Origin of the sequence: Xenorhabdus bharatensis, from assembly GCF_037996705.1 — a bacterium.
GTDB lineage: Bacteria > Pseudomonadota > Gammaproteobacteria > Enterobacterales > Enterobacteriaceae > Xenorhabdus > Xenorhabdus bharatensis.
This window is the reverse complement of sequence record NZ_JBBMXG010000012.1, coordinates 86433-101801: the sequence shown is the minus strand read 5'-3', so window position 1 is coordinate 101801 and position 15369 is coordinate 86433. Positions and strand designations below refer to the sequence as shown.

Below are 15369 nucleotides of genomic sequence, written 5' to 3'. Positions count from 1 at the left end.
TGGAAGTACGTTATGAAAAAGTTCAGGCTCTCACTGCATAATAGATTTTCCCGTGCTCTGGTCTGGGCACTGGCGATGCCGTTGAGCAGCCTGATGATCAGTTATCTGCCTGCCACCATGCTGGCAAGGTGGGAAGGCATCTCATTTATCACCGTATTCCCGTATATCCTGTTCAGCACACTATTGTCAGTATTATTTGTTGCCGCAATGTGCTGGCTTTACTTTCGGGCACAAAGGCGCCCTTTGGCAGCCATACAACAGGCAATCATCAGGATCGGAAAAGGAAAAATCATCGCACCATTACCTGAATCGGGAACATCTGGCACCCGGTCAGTTATCCGTGCCTTTAACCAAATGTTGGTGGCGCTTAAATCGCTGGAGGATGATCGGGCTATTTTTATCGCAGGTCTCAGCCATGATTTACGTACACCGCTGACACGGATACGGTTAGCGATAGAACTGATTGACGGTAAAAATGATTTCCTTTGCGAGTCGGTGAATCATGATATTGAAGAGTGTAATGCAATTATTAGCCAGTTCATTGATTATCAGCGGGCAGGGCAGGATACGGCAAAAACTCGTTGTGAATTGAATCTGCTCATTGAGGAAGTGGTAAAGGCAGAAAAAGTGGCGATTGCAGCTAACCTGTCGACTCTTCCGGTTCTCATTATGGCTGACTCTCTGTCAGTGAAGCGCGTACTGGCGAATATGCTCACTAATGCCCAGCGTTATGGCAATGGATGGATCGGCATCAGCAGTGGAAAAACTGAAAAATTCGGCTGGTTTCAGGTGGAAGATAATGGCGCTGGTATCACAAAGGAAGACATTGATATTTTGTTCCAGCCTTTCAGACAGGGAAAAGCGCATAACATGAATAACCGCCATGATCACAATGGCGTCGGGTTGGGACTGGCTATTATCCGCCGTATCATCGACATGCATGATGGATATCTTGATGTGGGCAGAAGCGAAAGGGGCGGCTTATCCATTCGCGCTTATATTCCATTGGCTGTTGATTCCTGAGTTCCTCATTCTGAACTGCTGTCATAAAAATGTCATAATTCGTACATTTTGCTGTCATCAAAGTGACTTATTTTTCCCTCCAGAATCATCTTTTTTAAAACCAAACGATTATCAGTTGTTTTTAATGAATGATGTGTCTCTTAGCGGAGGGTGTATGAAACCAATGCGTCTCACTGTAGTAGGTATGATGGCAGCAGCATCAGCTATGGTATCTGTCTCTTCATTTTCAGCGGCCAGCCTGACAGGAGCCGGAGCAACCTTCCCGGCACCGATATATACCAAATGGGCTGATTCCTATCAAAAAGAAACAGGCAATAAAATCAATTATCAGGGAATTGGTTCTTCGGGTGGCGTAAAACAGATCATCGCTGGCACGGTTGATTTTGGTGCTTCCGATGCACCTCTCACCGATGAAAAACTGGCATCTGATGGTTTATTCCAGTTTCCGACTGTGATCGGTGGCATTGTGTTGGCAGTGAACCTTCCGAATATCAAATCGGGCCAACTGGTGCTGGATGGTAAAACGCTGGGAGACATCTATCTCGGTACCATCAAGAAATGGAATGATCCCGCCATTGCGAAACTGAATCCGGATCTTAAACTGCCTGATCAGGATATTGCCGTTATTCGTCGTGCGGATGGCTCCGGCACTTCATTTGTCTTTACCAGTTATCTCTCCAAAGTAAATAGTGACTGGAAAGCAAAAGTCGGTGCCGGTTCTACAGTGAAATGGCCGACCGGGCTGGGAGGAAAGGGTAATGATGGTATTGCCGCATTTGTTCAGCGTTTACCCGGCTCCATTGGTTATGTTGAATATGCCTATGCGAAACAGAATAACCTTGCTTATACCGGGTTGATTACCGCTGACGGAAATACGGTTGTTCCCTCTGAAGCCAATTTCAGTGCGGCGGCAAGAGGTGCTGACTGGAGTAAAAGTTTCGCACAGGATTTGACTAATCAACCGGGCGAGAATGCGTGGCCAATCACTTCAACAACATTCATCCTCATCCACAAACAGCAGAAAAATGGCGCAAATGGGGCCGCGGTTCTGAAGTTCTTCGACTGGGCTTATGAGAATGGAGGCCAACAGGCGAAAGCGCTGGATTATGCCGTGTTGCCGCAGGATGTCATCAAACAGGTACGTGCTGCATGGAAAAGCAATATTAAGGGTGAACACGGCAATGCCCTGTACTAGCTTTTTAGCGGGTGGAAACTGATAACTCAAATGGGAATTGAACGCATGGCAGAACATAAAGCCAGTTTGCAGAAAGCCCCGAACAGGTATGGCGATATCATTTTCAGTGTACTGGTCAGGCTGGCTGCGTTGATGACGCTATTCCTGCTGGGAGGGATCATCATTTCGCTGTTTGTTGCTTCCTGGCCGAGTATGCAGCAGTTTGGAATTGCTTTCCTGTGGCAGAAAGACTGGGATGCACCGGCAGAGATCTTTGGCGCATTGGTGCCGATTTACGGCACATTAATCACCTCGCTCATTGCCCTGATTATTGCTGTTCCGGTGAGTTTTGGTATCGCGCTGTTTTTGACAGAACTGGCCCCAAACTGGCTGAAACGGCCACTTGGTGTGGCCATTGAGTTACTGGCGGCAATTCCCAGTATCGTTTATGGCATGTGGGGGCTGTTTGTATTTGCACCGCTTTTTGCTACTTATTTTCAGCAGCCTGTCGGTGCAGTTTTGTCGGGTATCCCCATTGTAGGGGAACTGTTTTCCGGCCCGGCTTTCGGTATCGGTATTCTGGCTGCGGGGATCATTCTTGCCATTATGATTATTCCCTATATCGCTTCTGTAATGCGTGATGTCTTTGAGCAGACTCCGGTCATGATGAAAGAATCGGCTTACGGCGTTGGCTGCACAACATGGGAGGTGATCTGGCATATCGTTCTGCCTTACACCAAGAATGGTGTCATCGGCGGCGTGATGTTGGGATTGGGGCGGGCATTAGGAGAAACGATGGCGGTGACTTTCATTATCGGTAACACCTACCAGTTAGATAGTTTTTCGCTCTATATGCCGGGCAACAGTATCACCTCTGCGCTGGCAAACGAATTTGCCGAAGCGGAACCGGGCCTGCATACCTCCGCTCTGATGGAACTGGGGCTGATTTTATTTGTGATCACTTTTATTGTTCTCGCGTTATCAAAATTGATGATCATGCGTCTGTCCAGAAATGAGGGGCGCTGAAATGGCGATAGCTGATAAGCAGCGAACAAAGCGAACGAATGATAGTGTTGGCTCAGAAGGTGATGTCAGCCGTAACCGGAGGCAAATTTGGCGGCGTCAGAAAAACCGCCTCGCCCTGTTTCTGTCTATGGCAACAATGGTATTTGGCCTGTTCTGGCTGGTCTGGATTTTAATTTCGACAATCACAAAAGGCCTTGATGGTATGTCCGTGGCGTTATTCACTGAAATGACGCCACCCCCTAACAGTGAGGGAGGCGGGCTGGCAAATGCGATTGTTGGCAGCGGGCTCCTGATTTTCTGGGCAACGGTATTTGGCACACCTTTAGGCATTATGGCGGGGATCTATCTGGCGGAATATGGCCGTCGCTCTTTGCTGGCTGAAATGGTTCGCTTTATTAACGATATTCTACTTTCGGCACCCTCTATTGTGGTTGGGCTGTTTGTCTACACCATAGTGGTCATGAAGATGCAGCATTTCTCAGGTTGGGCAGGGATTATTGCGCTGGCGTTGTTACAAATTCCCATTGTTATCCGCACAACGGAAAATATGCTGAAGCTGGTGCCGAATAACTTACGTGAAGCCGCCTATGCACTGGGAACACCAAAATGGAAAATGATCACAGCGATCACATTAAAAGCCTCCATATCCGGCATTATTACCGGCGTCCTGCTGGCTATTGCCCGTATTGCCGGTGAAACAGCGCCTTTGTTGTTTACCTCCCTTTCTAACCAATTCTGGAGCACAGACCTCAGCCAGCCGATTGCTAACCTGCCTGTCACCATTTTCAAATTTGCCATGAGTCCATTCTCTGACTGGCAGCAATTGGCATGGGCCGGCGTTTTGCTGATCACCCTGTGTGTGTTGTTGATTAATATTTTGGCTCGGGTTTTGTTTGCCAAAAAGAAATCTGCCAGTAAGAAATTCTGAAACTGAAGAGAGAAGCTGTTGATGAATAAGGTTAATAATGATGTAGCAGGGAGTAAAATTCAGGTACGTGATCTGAACTTCTATTATGGCAAATTTCATGCCCTGAAAAATGTGACGTTAGATATCGCGCAGAATAAAGTAACTGCTTTTATTGGTCCTTCAGGATGTGGCAAGTCAACATTGCTGCGCACCTTTAACAAAATGTATGAGCTGTACGGTGAGCAGAGAGCAGAAGGTGAAATCCTGCTTGATGGGACAAATATTCTGGCCGATAAACAGGATATCGCCTTACTGCGGGCTAAAGTGGGGATGGTTTTCCAGAAACCGACACCTTTTCCGATGTCGATTTACGACAATATTGCGTTTGGAATACGTTTGTTTGAAAAACTCTCAAGAGCGGAAATGGATGAACGGGTGCGATGGGCACTGACAAAAGCGGCATTGTGGAATGAAACAAAAGACAAACTGCATCAGAGTGGTTATAGCCTGTCAGGAGGCCAGCAACAGCGTTTATGTATTGCCCGTGGTATTGCCATTCGCCCGGAAGTTTTATTGCTGGATGAACCCTGCTCTGCCCTCGACCCGATTTCTACGGGGCGTATTGAAGAGCTTATCAGCGAACTGAAAGCGGAATATACCGTCGTGATCGTGACTCATAATATGCAGCAGGCAGCACGTTGTTCTGATTATACGGCTTTTATGTACTTGGGTGAGCTGATTGAATTCAGTGACACTAACATTTTGTTCACCACACCCAAAATGAAGCAGACCGAAGATTACATTACAGGTCGTTACGGTTGATAAAGGCAGAAATGGGGTAACTAAAGATGGACAATCTGAATTTCGGCAGGCATATCTCCGGCCAGTTCAATGCTGAACTGGAACATATCCGTACTGAACTTATGGCGATGGGCGGGTTAGTGGAGGAGCAGCTTAGCAAAGCGATTCTGGCGATGCACAATCAGGATAGAGAGCTGGCTCAGCAGGTCATTGAGGACGACCAGAAGGTTAATATGATGGAAGTGGCGATAGATGAAGCCTGTGTTCGGATTATTGCCAAGCGCCAGCCGGCTGCCAGTGATCTGCGCCTGATTATGGTTATCTCAAAAACCATTGCGGAGCTTGAACGCATTGGTGATGGCGCGAATAAAATCTGTCAGACCGCATTGGAGAGATTTTCTCAGCAGCATCAGCCGTTGCTGGTCAGTCTGGAAGCGTTGGGCTGGCATACCATCCGAATGTTGCATGATGTACTGGACGCCTTCGCTCGCATGGATTTGGCAGAAGCCATTCGTATCTATCGTGAAGACAAGAAAGTGGATCAGGAATATGAAGGGATTGTCCGTCAGTTAATGACGTATATGATGGAAGATCCGCGCACCATTCCGAGTATTATGACCGCACTCTTCTGTGCCCGCTCTATTGAACGTATCGGCGATCGCTGTCAGAACATCTGTGAGTTTATTTTCTATTACGTCAAGGGGCAGGATTTTCGTCATATTGGTGGCGATAAACTGGAAGGGCTGTTGACAAAAGGTGAGTAATTTTTATTCCAAAAGGATATAAATATATCATTTTATATTATTTCATGTGCTATGACGAAATTGATAGCTTTTGTTAAACAATGAACAATTATTGATAACAGGGGTGTCCAATGAAATACCGCAATCAATCTCGGCGTAATCAATCCCGAATAGCACTGACTGCATTACTGACCGGTCTGGTATTAGCTTCAGGTGTCGCTAAGGCAGATAAACTTGATGATATAAAAAAAGCGGGCACCGTTCGTATTGCGGTATTTGACAGTAACCCGCCTTTTGGTTTTATCGACCCTGAAACAAAAAAACTGGCCGGTTATGATGTGGATATCGCTAATGCCATTGCCAGCGATCTGGGGGTTAAACTGGAGCTACGTCCGACCAATCCCGCCAACCGTATTCCACTCCTTTCATCCAAAAAAATTGATTTAATTGCCGCGAACTTCACGATAACTGATGAGCGCGCAAAACAGGTGAATTTCTCCATTCCTTACTTTGCCACGGGGCAAAAATTCATTGCACGTAAAGGTGTTCTGACTGACCCGGACGATATCGCTAAACTGCGTATCGGGGCAGATAAAGGGACCGTACAGGAAATTACGCTGCGTGAACGTTATCCAACAACCAAAGTCATCTCTTATGACGATACTCCGCTGGCATTTGCAGCACTGAGAAATGGTAATGTTCAGGCGATCACGCAGGACGATGCCAAATTAGTGGGTCTGCTGGCCAATGTGCCCGAGGCGCAAAAAGCGGATTTTGAAATTTCCCCGTTCAGTATTACCCGTGAATATCAGGCAGTCGCTGCTTCAAAAGGAGAAGCCCGCTTGGTTGATTCCGTAAATCAGACATTACTGAAACTGGAAAAAGAAGGCGAAGCAGAAAAAATTTATAACCGCTGGTTTGGCCCTGAAACAAAATCGGCTCAGCCGCGTGGTGATTTCAGATTTGCTCCGTTAAACAATCAGGCAGAGTAATCGATCACTCCTGAAATGACAGCGAAAACCTGCCCCGTCTTTGTACGGGGCTGTGTCGTTTGTTGGTATACCCGTTGTCTTTCAAGCTGTATCTTTGTTGGCTGCGCTCACTCCGATCATCGTTTTTATAAACATACGGTTTTCTATGTTCCTGAGGATGAGATCCCTTGCCGCCGCGATGCAGCTCGAAATCTATAGGGTATAGGGTGAATATTATTATGGTGAACGCGTTATGTTTGAGCAATTTCTCAGCGAGCATTTACTGTCGCCTGAATATCTGCAATGGCTCTGGCAAGGGTTCCTGATCACGGTGTGGATCTCTGCCTGTACTATTGCTTCTTCTACCTTATTAGGTTTTGTCATTGCGGCTGCACGGGACAGCCAAATTAAGCCATTGCGCTGGCTGGTTACAGCCTATACTTCGGTATTCCGCAATACTCCCCTTTTGGTACAACTATTTTTCTGGTATTTCGCCTCCGGTCAGATTTTGCCTCAGGCCGCTATGATCTGGCTGAATACTTCCCATGAAATCAACTTGGTAGGTTTAACACTGGAGTGGCCTTCCTTTGAGTTTTTGGCCGGGTTTATCGGTTTGACACTCTATTCAGCGCCTTTTGTCGCGGAAGAACTGAGAGCAGGCATGCAGGGGATTGGGCGTGGGCAAAAATATGCGGCTCAGGCACTGGGCTTAACTGGCTGGCAGGCGATGCGCTATGTTGTGCTGCCACAAGCATTGAAAATTGCTATGCCGCCCCTACTGGGGCAGTACATGACTATCGTTAAGAACTCATCATTAACGATGGCGATTGGTGTGGCTGAGCTTTCCTATGCTTCCCGTCAGGTAGAAACACAGTCCCTGAAAACATTTGAAGCGTTTGGGGTTGCGACAGTGCTTTACATCGTGATTATTGCGGTGATGGAAGGCTGGGGTCAGTGGCGCCAGCAGAGAATACTGGCGAGAGGGCATTGATATGGATTTTACTGTTATCGCTGAAAACTGGCGCTACCTGCTGTGGGGCACATTTCCTGACGGGCCACTGGAAGGTGCTGCATTAACACTGCTAATCAGCCTGATGGCCGGAGCAATTTCCATTGTTTTGGGAGTTATTGCAGGTGTTGCACTGGCGATGCTGCGTGGCTTCTGGGCAAACCTGCTGGCGGCGGTGTTAGGTTTTTTCCGCGCTATACCGGTTATTATGCTGATTTTCTGGACTTACTTTCTGTTGCCGGTGGTGCTGGGAATGGAAATTCCCGAAATCACAACGGTTGTCTGCGCACTGGCTCTGATCACCTCTTCCTATCTGGCTCACGGTGTGAAAGCCGGCATTCTGGCAATCGGAGAAGGCCAATGGCGAGCAGGGTTGTCTTTGGGCTTTAATCGCTGGGAAGTCTTGTGGCATATCGTTTTACCACAGGCTTTGCGCATGATGGTGCCTTCATTTATCAACCAATGGATCGCATTAATCAAAGATACTTCATTGGCCTATATTGTCGGCGTGGCAGAACTGTCATTTCTGGCAACACAGGTCAATAACCGCAGTATGGTTTACCCGATGGAAGTCTTTTTATTTGTCGCGTTAGTGTATTTCGTGATGTGTTTATCACTGGAATTAACTGCCAACTATGTGGCTCGTCGTTTCTCTGTGAAACGTGAAAGGAAGGGATTTTTCACGTTCTGGTCTAAAAAGGAATTAACGATAGTTTCTAACGCTAATATTAAATGTTAGCCAGATATTTGGCTTGTTTCACTTGTTAACTCTCCACGGTTGAAGTGGGGAGTTATTATCTCTATTATATTTTAATTTTAATAAAAGTATCCTGGCAGGGAAGTAAATTAAATTTTGGAATATAGTATGAATATAAAAAGTATATTGACAAATAGTCAATTTAAACAACTTTTAGAATTACATGGAAAAATAGATGAAAAGGTTAAAAACGGTGATTCATCATTATTGGATGAGCCGGAATTTATTAATCTAAAAAAAGAAGTTTCTATCGCATCTTATTCAGGGGGAAGTTTACTACAGGCATTATTTCCAATATTGATAATTTTTTCCTATATAATATTAATTATTGTGTTTTATGGGTTCTATTTTGATTCAGATGTTGCTGGTTTCCAACGCTCTGCTAATATATTTATTATTTCCGCCACTTCGGCTTTAACTCTATACGCATATAAAGGTCATCTCTTAGCTTTAAAGACATTGAATGTGCTGAATACATTAGGTATTGTTTTTGCAATATTTATATTCATGCTTGATTATTTTATCTATTATATGCATCACGAGTGGCATTTGTTAATAATAGTAGTTTTTAACTTTTTCACTAATCGAGTTGTTATTAATAGTCACCATTTTTCTCATAGTATGAAGGAAAACTTATGGTATAAGATAAATAATGATCTCCTGCAAAATAAGATAAATAAATCAATAGAAAAAAAAGAAAGTGAATCTGATGTTAATAATAAAAAAAGGAGTGTGTTAAAAATAATTTGGCAATATTGCGTATTGAATGAAAATATAAGAAAAACCTTTCAAGAAATTAATGTGCTAAATCAGAGGATGAAAAATAATGACAAGAATTTACTGAATGATAACAAGTTAAGTAAATATAATGGATTGTTATTGTTCAGTATAAATAAAAAAATTTTGATAAAAACAGTGTTATCTATGATTTTATTGGTTAAGGCTTATGTAATGACAGCATTTATATTGCTATCTAGTCTTGATAACAAAAATGATCTTCCTATTTTGTTTTTTATTATCGCATTAGTATTAATATTTTCTTCTTTCTCTGTTTTACTAACGCACAAAGGCGTTGTTTTTGGTTTTAAGATGCTGATTTCTGCACATTATCTCTTTTTTGTATTATTTTCCCTGTTGTTGGGATTGAAGTTTATTGCGGGAATAATAGACTATAGAAATATTTCTTTATATATTATAGCAATGGATTTTTTATTGACATTCTTTATGTTAAACACTAGAAACTACAATTCTTATCTCAGAGAACTGCATTATTTTTTTGCATATCATCGGATGATGATGAAATTATAATATTTATGGTGAAAAATCTTGCAACAGTGATACCTCAAGCTCAAGTGAAGTATCACTGTTGCAAGATGAAATATTGACTAATTATATATCTTAAAAATAAATTTTTTTATTTGGCCACATAATGTAGGTTGGTATTTGATTCTGTCAAACCCAGCAGGATCTTGAGAGGGTGGGAAATTAATATTGCTCATATGTGGTGGGAATGGGCTTTGAAAAGAGTGATGTCCTGCGTTTTCAATGACTTTGTGCTGAACATTGGGATTATTTTCGAGAGCTGATGTACATAATATATCCGATAGATGATCTTTTTCCGCAGTGAGCAATAGCATTGGAATATTGATATTATTTAAGGCACCTTTGTAATTAAACCACCCACATGCCGGAGCCAGTAATATCAGTGCACAAATACGGTTATCGTATGGAACGGTAATTTTCTCAACTGATGAACCTTCTGTTTTCTCCGGTGGTATAGCCGGTATGCCTCCACTAACAGCAAGGCCGGTATAGCCTCCCATTGAATGCCCAATAAATGTTATCTTGTCTTTTAATAAGTGGTTGCTTATTAATTGATTAGTAATGATATGATCAATAACTAATTTAATATGCCGTGGTCTGTTTTCTAAATTGATTAACGTTTCGGCCAGAGAATTATCAAGATAACAATTACCCGGATGTTCTGGTGCTAATACTGCATATCCGGCTTTAACAAGCGAGCATATAAGATCTCGATGAGTTAGAGGTGAGCTGCCACTGCCATGAGATAAAACGATCAAAGGTATTTTATCTCCGTGAATTGGGGCGTTTATTGCTACGGAGATATCATAAAATCCGAACTTTTCTGTTTTCTCTTTTTCTGTTGTTGGATAAAAAAAGTGAATAGGTATAAATGTACTTTGTTTATTATCGTACACTTTACTATTTATATATCCTATGTTTTTCATAATGTATCCATTTCATTGATAATTGCAAAAAACTCAACTATCTTAGTTTTTACGTTATTTAATCTCATGATAATATTTCTTTATTTTTAACTAAATTATTATTTTTTAATTTTATTAATAGAGTCCTATTGTTGTTGGCTAGAGCGTGTTTTAGGTATGTAACACCATTCTGATATTAAATTTTACACCTAATCAAAGTATATAAATACTCATAATTAGTTGTTTAAATCTATTTTGTTGATCTCTTGAATTTCCTCATTTTAACAGTTAGGCTGACAGTGATAAGCAATGAAAGTTATAGTAATATCATTTTTAATTATAAATGTAAGAAAGAATAATAATCAGCGGGATAATTTTCAGAAGGTAGCATATGAACGGTTCAGTAGAAGACTTAATCAAACCACTGATAACATTTTGGGAAGTGAGTAATGAGCCATGGGGAGCGAAAGATCATACCTCAAAATTTATATATGCTAATAAAAAATATCATGAATTACTTTCTCTTCCTAAAGGATATAGTGTGGAGGGACATTTTGATGGTGAACTACCCGCGGCCACTGCGAATTTTCAGGAGGAATTTCAACAGCATGACAGGAAAGTTGAAATGTTATTAGATAGGGTTACTTCTATTGAAATTCATCCCTTCCAAAATCTTCCTTACCTCCAGCCGTGGTATTTCGATAAATATCCGCTTATTGATGAAAATGGAACATGCAGAGGAACCATTTTTCATGGAAGGCCAGTGGATACGCTAGCATTAGAGAAACTAAGCAAAATAAATATACAAACATCATTAGTTTTTACCCCACCGTCTACATTTTTTAGCAAAAGAGAGTGGGAAATTGTGTTTTATATTCTACAAGGTTTTTCCACTAGGGACATAGCTGAAAGATTGATTCTATCTCACAGAACGATTACTAACCACATTCAAAATGTGTACCGAAAAACAGGGATAAAGTGTAAAAAAGATTTAGTTGCATATTGTTATGAAAATAACATCGCTAACTATATCCCTGAAAGTTTTTTCAGGGAATCACAATCTATTACTTTTGCAAAATAATTATTCACATATATCAGAAAAGCATACTCTATCGTGGGACAGGTGGGATTCAGGGCATAAAAATATTAACTCCACCTTTTCATGAGCGACAAGTTGATGTGCTGTATTCGGATAAATACAAAAAATAGATCCTTGGGAGAACTGCTTTTTTTGGACATCATGAACATCATCGTTTACCACCTCACCTGTCCATATTTCCCCTTCACCAGAAAGTATGATGTACCATTCATCTCCGTTGCTGTGGTTATGGCACCCGACTTTTTTACCGGCATTGATAGACGTCGCATAAGCATTTAAGCCTTCTTTTTTTATCATATGCCTGACAGAAATACCCACTGCATCATCTTTGATGGCATCTTCTGTAGAAAAACTAGCAAAATCTATCACAATGACATCCTTATATTTTAAATGAGAGCTTTTTACTCTTTTTTGACTGAGTATTAAAATTTAACATTTATTCATATGTAAAAAAATAAATTTTTATTATTATCCGAATAATCTCTCATTTGTATTAAAGATTTTGCTATTTTTACCTATATTGGGTGATGGGATATTTCCTCAAATTTATGATAGTAACGTAAGGTAATTTTATTATTTATTAGATGAAGGTTTAATTCTATATGTCATAAATCTCGCTTCAATATTATTGTATGTAATGGTTGCGGTAACGATGACGATGAAATAGATGCTTAATGCCAGTAAATTATTGAGGAAAATATTTCCGGTAGTCAAAGTACGTCTTCCTGCGATGAGCTGAGTTAACTCTATACCCGTTTTTTTCTGGATAATAAACATGACTGTTGTAATAATTAATATTATTGCCACGTGAACCATATAAATCGAGTAGGATATCTTACCTAAATGCTGCATATATTTGTTAAGAAAAAAAGATGAAATGACACCCTTTTGATATGCCAGAATAAAAATAGTCAGGCAATAAATGATGGTACAAATTATTTGTTTTTCTTCGTGTTGAGAGTTAACAAAATAAATAAGAAATGCCACACAGAGAGTTTCTAAAATAGTTGCCGTAATAGCGTTTATTTTTATATCAGAGAAAATTCTGAAAATACTATAGGTAAATGCTCCAGCAAAAAAACTTGATACTCCTCGAGTGACAGCTTGTTGTAACATATGATTGCCACTAACAAGCAGCCATAAAGTGGTTACAGATAGTAATAGCCATATTATAGGCGCAATATTCATTTTTCTAAAAATGATAATTGTTAAATACAGTATAATATATGTATAAAATTCGACACTGAGACTCCACGTAGGGTAATTAAAGGATAGATTGAGATAATGTGTTGTGGGAGTCCATGATTGAATTAAAAAGAGATTGGGTAAAATCTCGGAAGGGGCGGTTCTTCCGGTAAATGGTGTTGCATCAAAATGAATGCCCGAATTTTTCTGAATCAATAACCGGCACAATTCCAGCAATATAAATATCAATAACATTAATATGTGAAGAGGGAATATTCTGAAGAACCGAGACGATATATACGAAGTGAATTTTACATCTCTATAGGCATAGGTATGTGTCAGCACAAACCCACTAAGTACAAAAAAAAGCTCTACAATAATATAACAGGTACGAAAAAAATGAAGTTCAGTAAATGCACCAACAATATGTAAGTGACCAGTCACAACAATTAAAGCACCGATTCCTCTGACCGCATCCAAAGATTCAAATCGCTTCATCATATCCATCTCATTCAATATGTAAGTTTTAACTGTGTATCACTACAAATAATGATTTTTTAAAAAATTAATATTATTAGTGACTTCATCGTATGTAAAAAGGAGATTATTATCGCTATAAACAAGAGGACCGAGGTTATTTTTATCTTAATCCGTTTTATCGTCGTGAGTGATATTCCTGAATAGGCATTGAAACCAATATCTGCATAATGCCCATAAATTTCTGGTATGGTCAAGTTTCATTTTGTGATAATAACTGTTATTTATATTGAAGTTAATTTAATGAATTTTTTGGGCGTGACGGTTCTATTTGATAATTCGGAATAATTTGAAAGTGGCGCTCTCAGGAATGATTGCTTACGCCACTTTTTAAGGTAAGTTAGCTGTGTTTTTTCGGGGTAAACAACGCAATTATGGTAGCGCTTAACAACAGCAAGGCACCTGCTATAGTTAAAACGGACAGAAATGCGCTATCAAAGGCCAGTTTTGCTGCCTGAAGTAGTGATAATGCCATATCACCCTTTAGCCCTTCTGCGACGATAATCGCTTCATCAATACTATTCTGTAATGCACTACTGACTGATTCTGATACAGCGATATCGGCTGGCAGGATAAATGCTGTTGTATAAATTGCCACCAACAGGCTACCGAGTACAGCAACTCCAATCAGGCCTCCTAGTTCATAGGCGATTTCTTCAATTGAGGCTGCTGTGCCTGCGCTGTGATCGGGGGCGCTGAACATGATGGATGTAGAAGCGGCTGTCATCGCAGCACCGATACCGAATCCAATCATGGAAAATGTCGTGATTTGTACCAACATTCCAGATCGGAAACCGATGAGATAGCCAAAAGTGCCTAATCCCGCCAGAAAAAGAGAAAGCCACATAATTCGGCCCGAACCCAATTTGGGTATAGCGAGACCCGCTAATGGCCCGGCAACGAAAGAAGCTAATGGGATAGGTAAAATAAATAACCCTGCCTGTAAAGGTGATAAGCCAGCAACAAGTTGCAGTCGCTGACTGATTATTAATTCAATTCCCATAAGGGCGGCGGTGCTAACAAAAGCGGTCGCGACACCGGTAGCAAAACCATAGGATCTTAATGCATTAAAGTCTATGATCGGTGCAGATGAACGACGTTGTCGAGAAACGAACATCATCGTGAATATAATGCCGATTGCGCTGGCGATAATGGCTGTTCCCATTGATGGGGCTTGTTTGCTGATTTCTTTGATAGCAAAAGTCATGCCAATCAGCCCGATCATAATTTGGATGGAGGCCAGTAGGTCGAATGTGCGTTGTGGGTTACTTTGGCTTTTAGTCATAGTGAATAGGGCGAATATTAACGCAATAACGACGATAGGGACGTTGATCAGGAAAACGGAACCCCACCAGAAATATTCCAGCAGTATTCCACCTATGACGGGGCCAAGTGCCGCGCCTCCCGCAGCAACAGCTGACCAGATACCGATGGCAAGAGCGCGTTCTCCGGGTTCTTCGAAAACCTGACGGATGATTGCGAGTGTGGCTGGCATCATCATTGCGGCACCGATGGCAAGTGTCACTCGTGCACTGATCAACATACTGGTATTCGGAGAAAATGCTGCCATCATTGAGGCAATGCCGAACACGGCTAATCCGGCAGTAAACAATTTCTTGGCACCAAAGCGATCACTTAGAGCACCTGTCCCGGGAAGCAGGCCAGCAATGGTTAATGAATAAGCATTCATGATCCATAACTTCTCAGTGGAAGATGCTCGTAAATCGTATGTTAAACGTGGTAAAGCGGTATAGAGGACTGTCATGTCGATGACAATCAGAAAAAGTGCACTGGAAATAACAGCCAGCACAAGCCAGCGAGTATTTGATTTCATATAAGAACTCATCAATGTGGTTTAGAGATCCTGTATCGCCAACCCTTGACGGTACAAATTACGTACATTATAAAT

The 15369-nt window shown here is 41.5% G+C and carries 15 protein-coding genes; 11 read left to right on the top strand and 4 right to left on the bottom strand.

Features of this window, described 5'->3' with window-relative positions; all coding sequences use genetic code 11:
- Positions 1–12: 12 nt before the first annotated feature.
- The 10 genes from AAC855_RS12985 (at position 13) to AAC855_RS12940 (ending at position 9719) form a co-directional block, all read left to right on the top strand.
- Positions 13–1023, top strand: coding sequence for an ATP-binding protein (locus tag AAC855_RS12985; protein WP_340610120.1), 1011 nt, complete (start codon positions 13–15; stop codon positions 1021–1023).
- A 154-nt stretch (positions 1024–1177) separates the two neighbouring features.
- A complete protein-coding gene (gene pstS / locus AAC855_RS12980) occupies positions 1178–2218 on the top strand; it encodes a phosphate ABC transporter substrate-binding protein PstS (protein WP_340610118.1) in 1041 nt (346 codons plus the stop codon).
- Positions 2219–2248: 30 nt separating this feature from the next.
- Positions 2249–3223: a phosphate ABC transporter permease PstC gene (pstC, locus tag AAC855_RS12975; RefSeq protein ID WP_422824384.1), complete on the top strand. Its 975-nt coding sequence runs from the start codon at positions 2249–2251 to the stop codon at positions 3221–3223.
- Between the two features lies 1 nt (position 3224).
- Entirely contained in the window at positions 3225–4151 is a 927-nt protein-coding gene (gene pstA / locus AAC855_RS12970) for a phosphate ABC transporter permease PstA (protein WP_340610114.1), read from the top strand.
- A gap of 21 nt (positions 4152–4172) precedes the next feature.
- The gene (pstB, locus tag AAC855_RS12965; RefSeq protein ID WP_340610112.1) at positions 4173–4952 is read left to right on the top strand and encodes a phosphate ABC transporter ATP-binding protein PstB; all 780 of its coding nucleotides are present in this window, start codon (positions 4173–4175) and stop codon (positions 4950–4952) included.
- A 26-nt stretch (positions 4953–4978) separates the two neighbouring features.
- Positions 4979–5695: a phosphate signaling complex protein PhoU gene (gene phoU / locus AAC855_RS12960; protein ID WP_340610111.1), complete on the top strand. Its 717-nt coding sequence runs from the start codon at positions 4979–4981 to the stop codon at positions 5693–5695.
- A gap of 110 nt (positions 5696–5805) precedes the next feature.
- Complete coding sequence (locus AAC855_RS12955) at positions 5806–6666, top strand: ABC transporter substrate-binding protein (protein ID WP_340610110.1); 861 nt, start codon at positions 5806–5808, stop codon at positions 6664–6666.
- 232 nt (positions 6667–6898) lie between these two features.
- A complete protein-coding gene (locus AAC855_RS12950) occupies positions 6899–7636 on the top strand; it encodes an amino acid ABC transporter permease (RefSeq protein ID WP_340610108.1) in 738 nt (245 codons plus the stop codon).
- Between the two features lies 1 nt (position 7637).
- The gene (locus tag AAC855_RS12945) at positions 7638–8393 is read left to right on the top strand and encodes an amino acid ABC transporter permease (protein WP_340610107.1); all 756 of its coding nucleotides are present in this window, start codon (positions 7638–7640) and stop codon (positions 8391–8393) included.
- A 126-nt stretch (positions 8394–8519) separates the two neighbouring features.
- The gene (locus AAC855_RS12940; protein WP_340610106.1) at positions 8520–9719 is read left to right on the top strand and encodes a hypothetical protein; all 1200 of its coding nucleotides are present in this window, start codon (positions 8520–8522) and stop codon (positions 9717–9719) included.
- A gap of 77 nt (positions 9720–9796) precedes the next feature.
- On the opposite strand, the gene AAC855_RS12935 is transcribed toward AAC855_RS12940, so the two are convergent.
- Positions 9797–10660, bottom strand: coding sequence for an alpha/beta hydrolase family protein (locus AAC855_RS12935; protein ID WP_340610105.1), 864 nt, complete (start codon positions 10658–10660; stop codon positions 9797–9799).
- A gap of 370 nt (positions 10661–11030) precedes the next feature.
- Here AAC855_RS12935 and AAC855_RS12930 point away from each other — a divergent pair, with 370 nt between their 5' ends.
- Entirely contained in the window at positions 11031–11720 is a 690-nt protein-coding gene (locus AAC855_RS12930; RefSeq protein WP_340610104.1) for a helix-turn-helix transcriptional regulator, read from the top strand.
- On the opposite strand, the gene AAC855_RS12925 is transcribed toward AAC855_RS12930, so the two are convergent.
- From AAC855_RS12925 to AAC855_RS12915, 3 genes are all read right to left on the bottom strand, one after another.
- Positions 11721–12107 carry a cupin domain-containing protein gene (locus tag AAC855_RS12925; RefSeq protein WP_340610102.1) on the bottom strand — a complete coding sequence of 129 codons (387 nt, stop codon included), beginning with the start codon at positions 12105–12107 and terminating at the stop codon, positions 11721–11723.
- Positions 12108–12311: 204 nt separating this feature from the next.
- Positions 12312–13424 (bottom strand): acyltransferase family protein, encoded by a 1113-nt coding sequence (locus tag AAC855_RS12920; protein WP_340610101.1) that lies wholly within the window; start codon positions 13422–13424, stop codon positions 12312–12314.
- A 376-nt stretch (positions 13425–13800) separates the two neighbouring features.
- Positions 13801–15294, bottom strand: a complete 1494-nt coding sequence (locus tag AAC855_RS12915; RefSeq protein WP_340610100.1) for an MFS transporter — start codon at positions 15292–15294, stop codon at positions 13801–13803.
- Positions 15295–15369 lie beyond the last annotated feature (75 nt).

Excerpts from the sequence above, each read along its gene's own strand:
- AAC855_RS12985 (WP_340610120.1), top strand. The coding sequence starts at position 13 with ATGAAAAAGTTCAGGCTCTCACTGCATAATAGATTTTCCCGTGCTCTG.
- pstS (WP_340610118.1), top strand. The coding sequence starts at position 1,178 with ATGAAACCAATGCGTCTCACTGTAGTAGGTATGATGGCAGCAGCATCA.
- pstC (WP_422824384.1), top strand. The coding sequence starts at position 2,249 with ATGGGAATTGAACGCATGGCAGAACATAAAGCCAGTTTGCAGAAAGCC.
- pstA (WP_340610114.1), top strand. The coding sequence starts at position 3,225 with ATGGCGATAGCTGATAAGCAGCGAACAAAGCGAACGAATGATAGTGTT.
- pstB (WP_340610112.1), top strand. The coding sequence starts at position 4,173 with ATGAATAAGGTTAATAATGATGTAGCAGGGAGTAAAATTCAGGTACGT.
- phoU (WP_340610111.1), top strand. The coding sequence starts at position 4,979 with ATGGACAATCTGAATTTCGGCAGGCATATCTCCGGCCAGTTCAATGCT.
- AAC855_RS12955 (WP_340610110.1), top strand. The coding sequence starts at position 5,806 with ATGAAATACCGCAATCAATCTCGGCGTAATCAATCCCGAATAGCACTG.
- AAC855_RS12950 (WP_340610108.1), top strand. The coding sequence starts at position 6,899 with ATGTTTGAGCAATTTCTCAGCGAGCATTTACTGTCGCCTGAATATCTG.
- AAC855_RS12945 (WP_340610107.1), top strand. The coding sequence starts at position 7,638 with ATGGATTTTACTGTTATCGCTGAAAACTGGCGCTACCTGCTGTGGGGC.
- AAC855_RS12940 (WP_340610106.1), top strand. The coding sequence starts at position 8,520 with ATGAATATAAAAAGTATATTGACAAATAGTCAATTTAAACAACTTTTA.
- AAC855_RS12935 (WP_340610105.1), bottom strand. The coding sequence starts at position 10,660 with ATGAAAAACATAGGATATATAAATAGTAAAGTGTACGATAATAAACAA.
- AAC855_RS12930 (WP_340610104.1), top strand. The coding sequence starts at position 11,031 with ATGAACGGTTCAGTAGAAGACTTAATCAAACCACTGATAACATTTTGG.
- AAC855_RS12920 (WP_340610101.1), bottom strand. The coding sequence starts at position 13,424 with ATGATGAAGCGATTTGAATCTTTGGATGCGGTCAGAGGAATCGGTGCT.
- AAC855_RS12915 (WP_340610100.1), bottom strand. The coding sequence starts at position 15,294 with ATGAAATCAAATACTCGCTGGCTTGTGCTGGCTGTTATTTCCAGTGCA.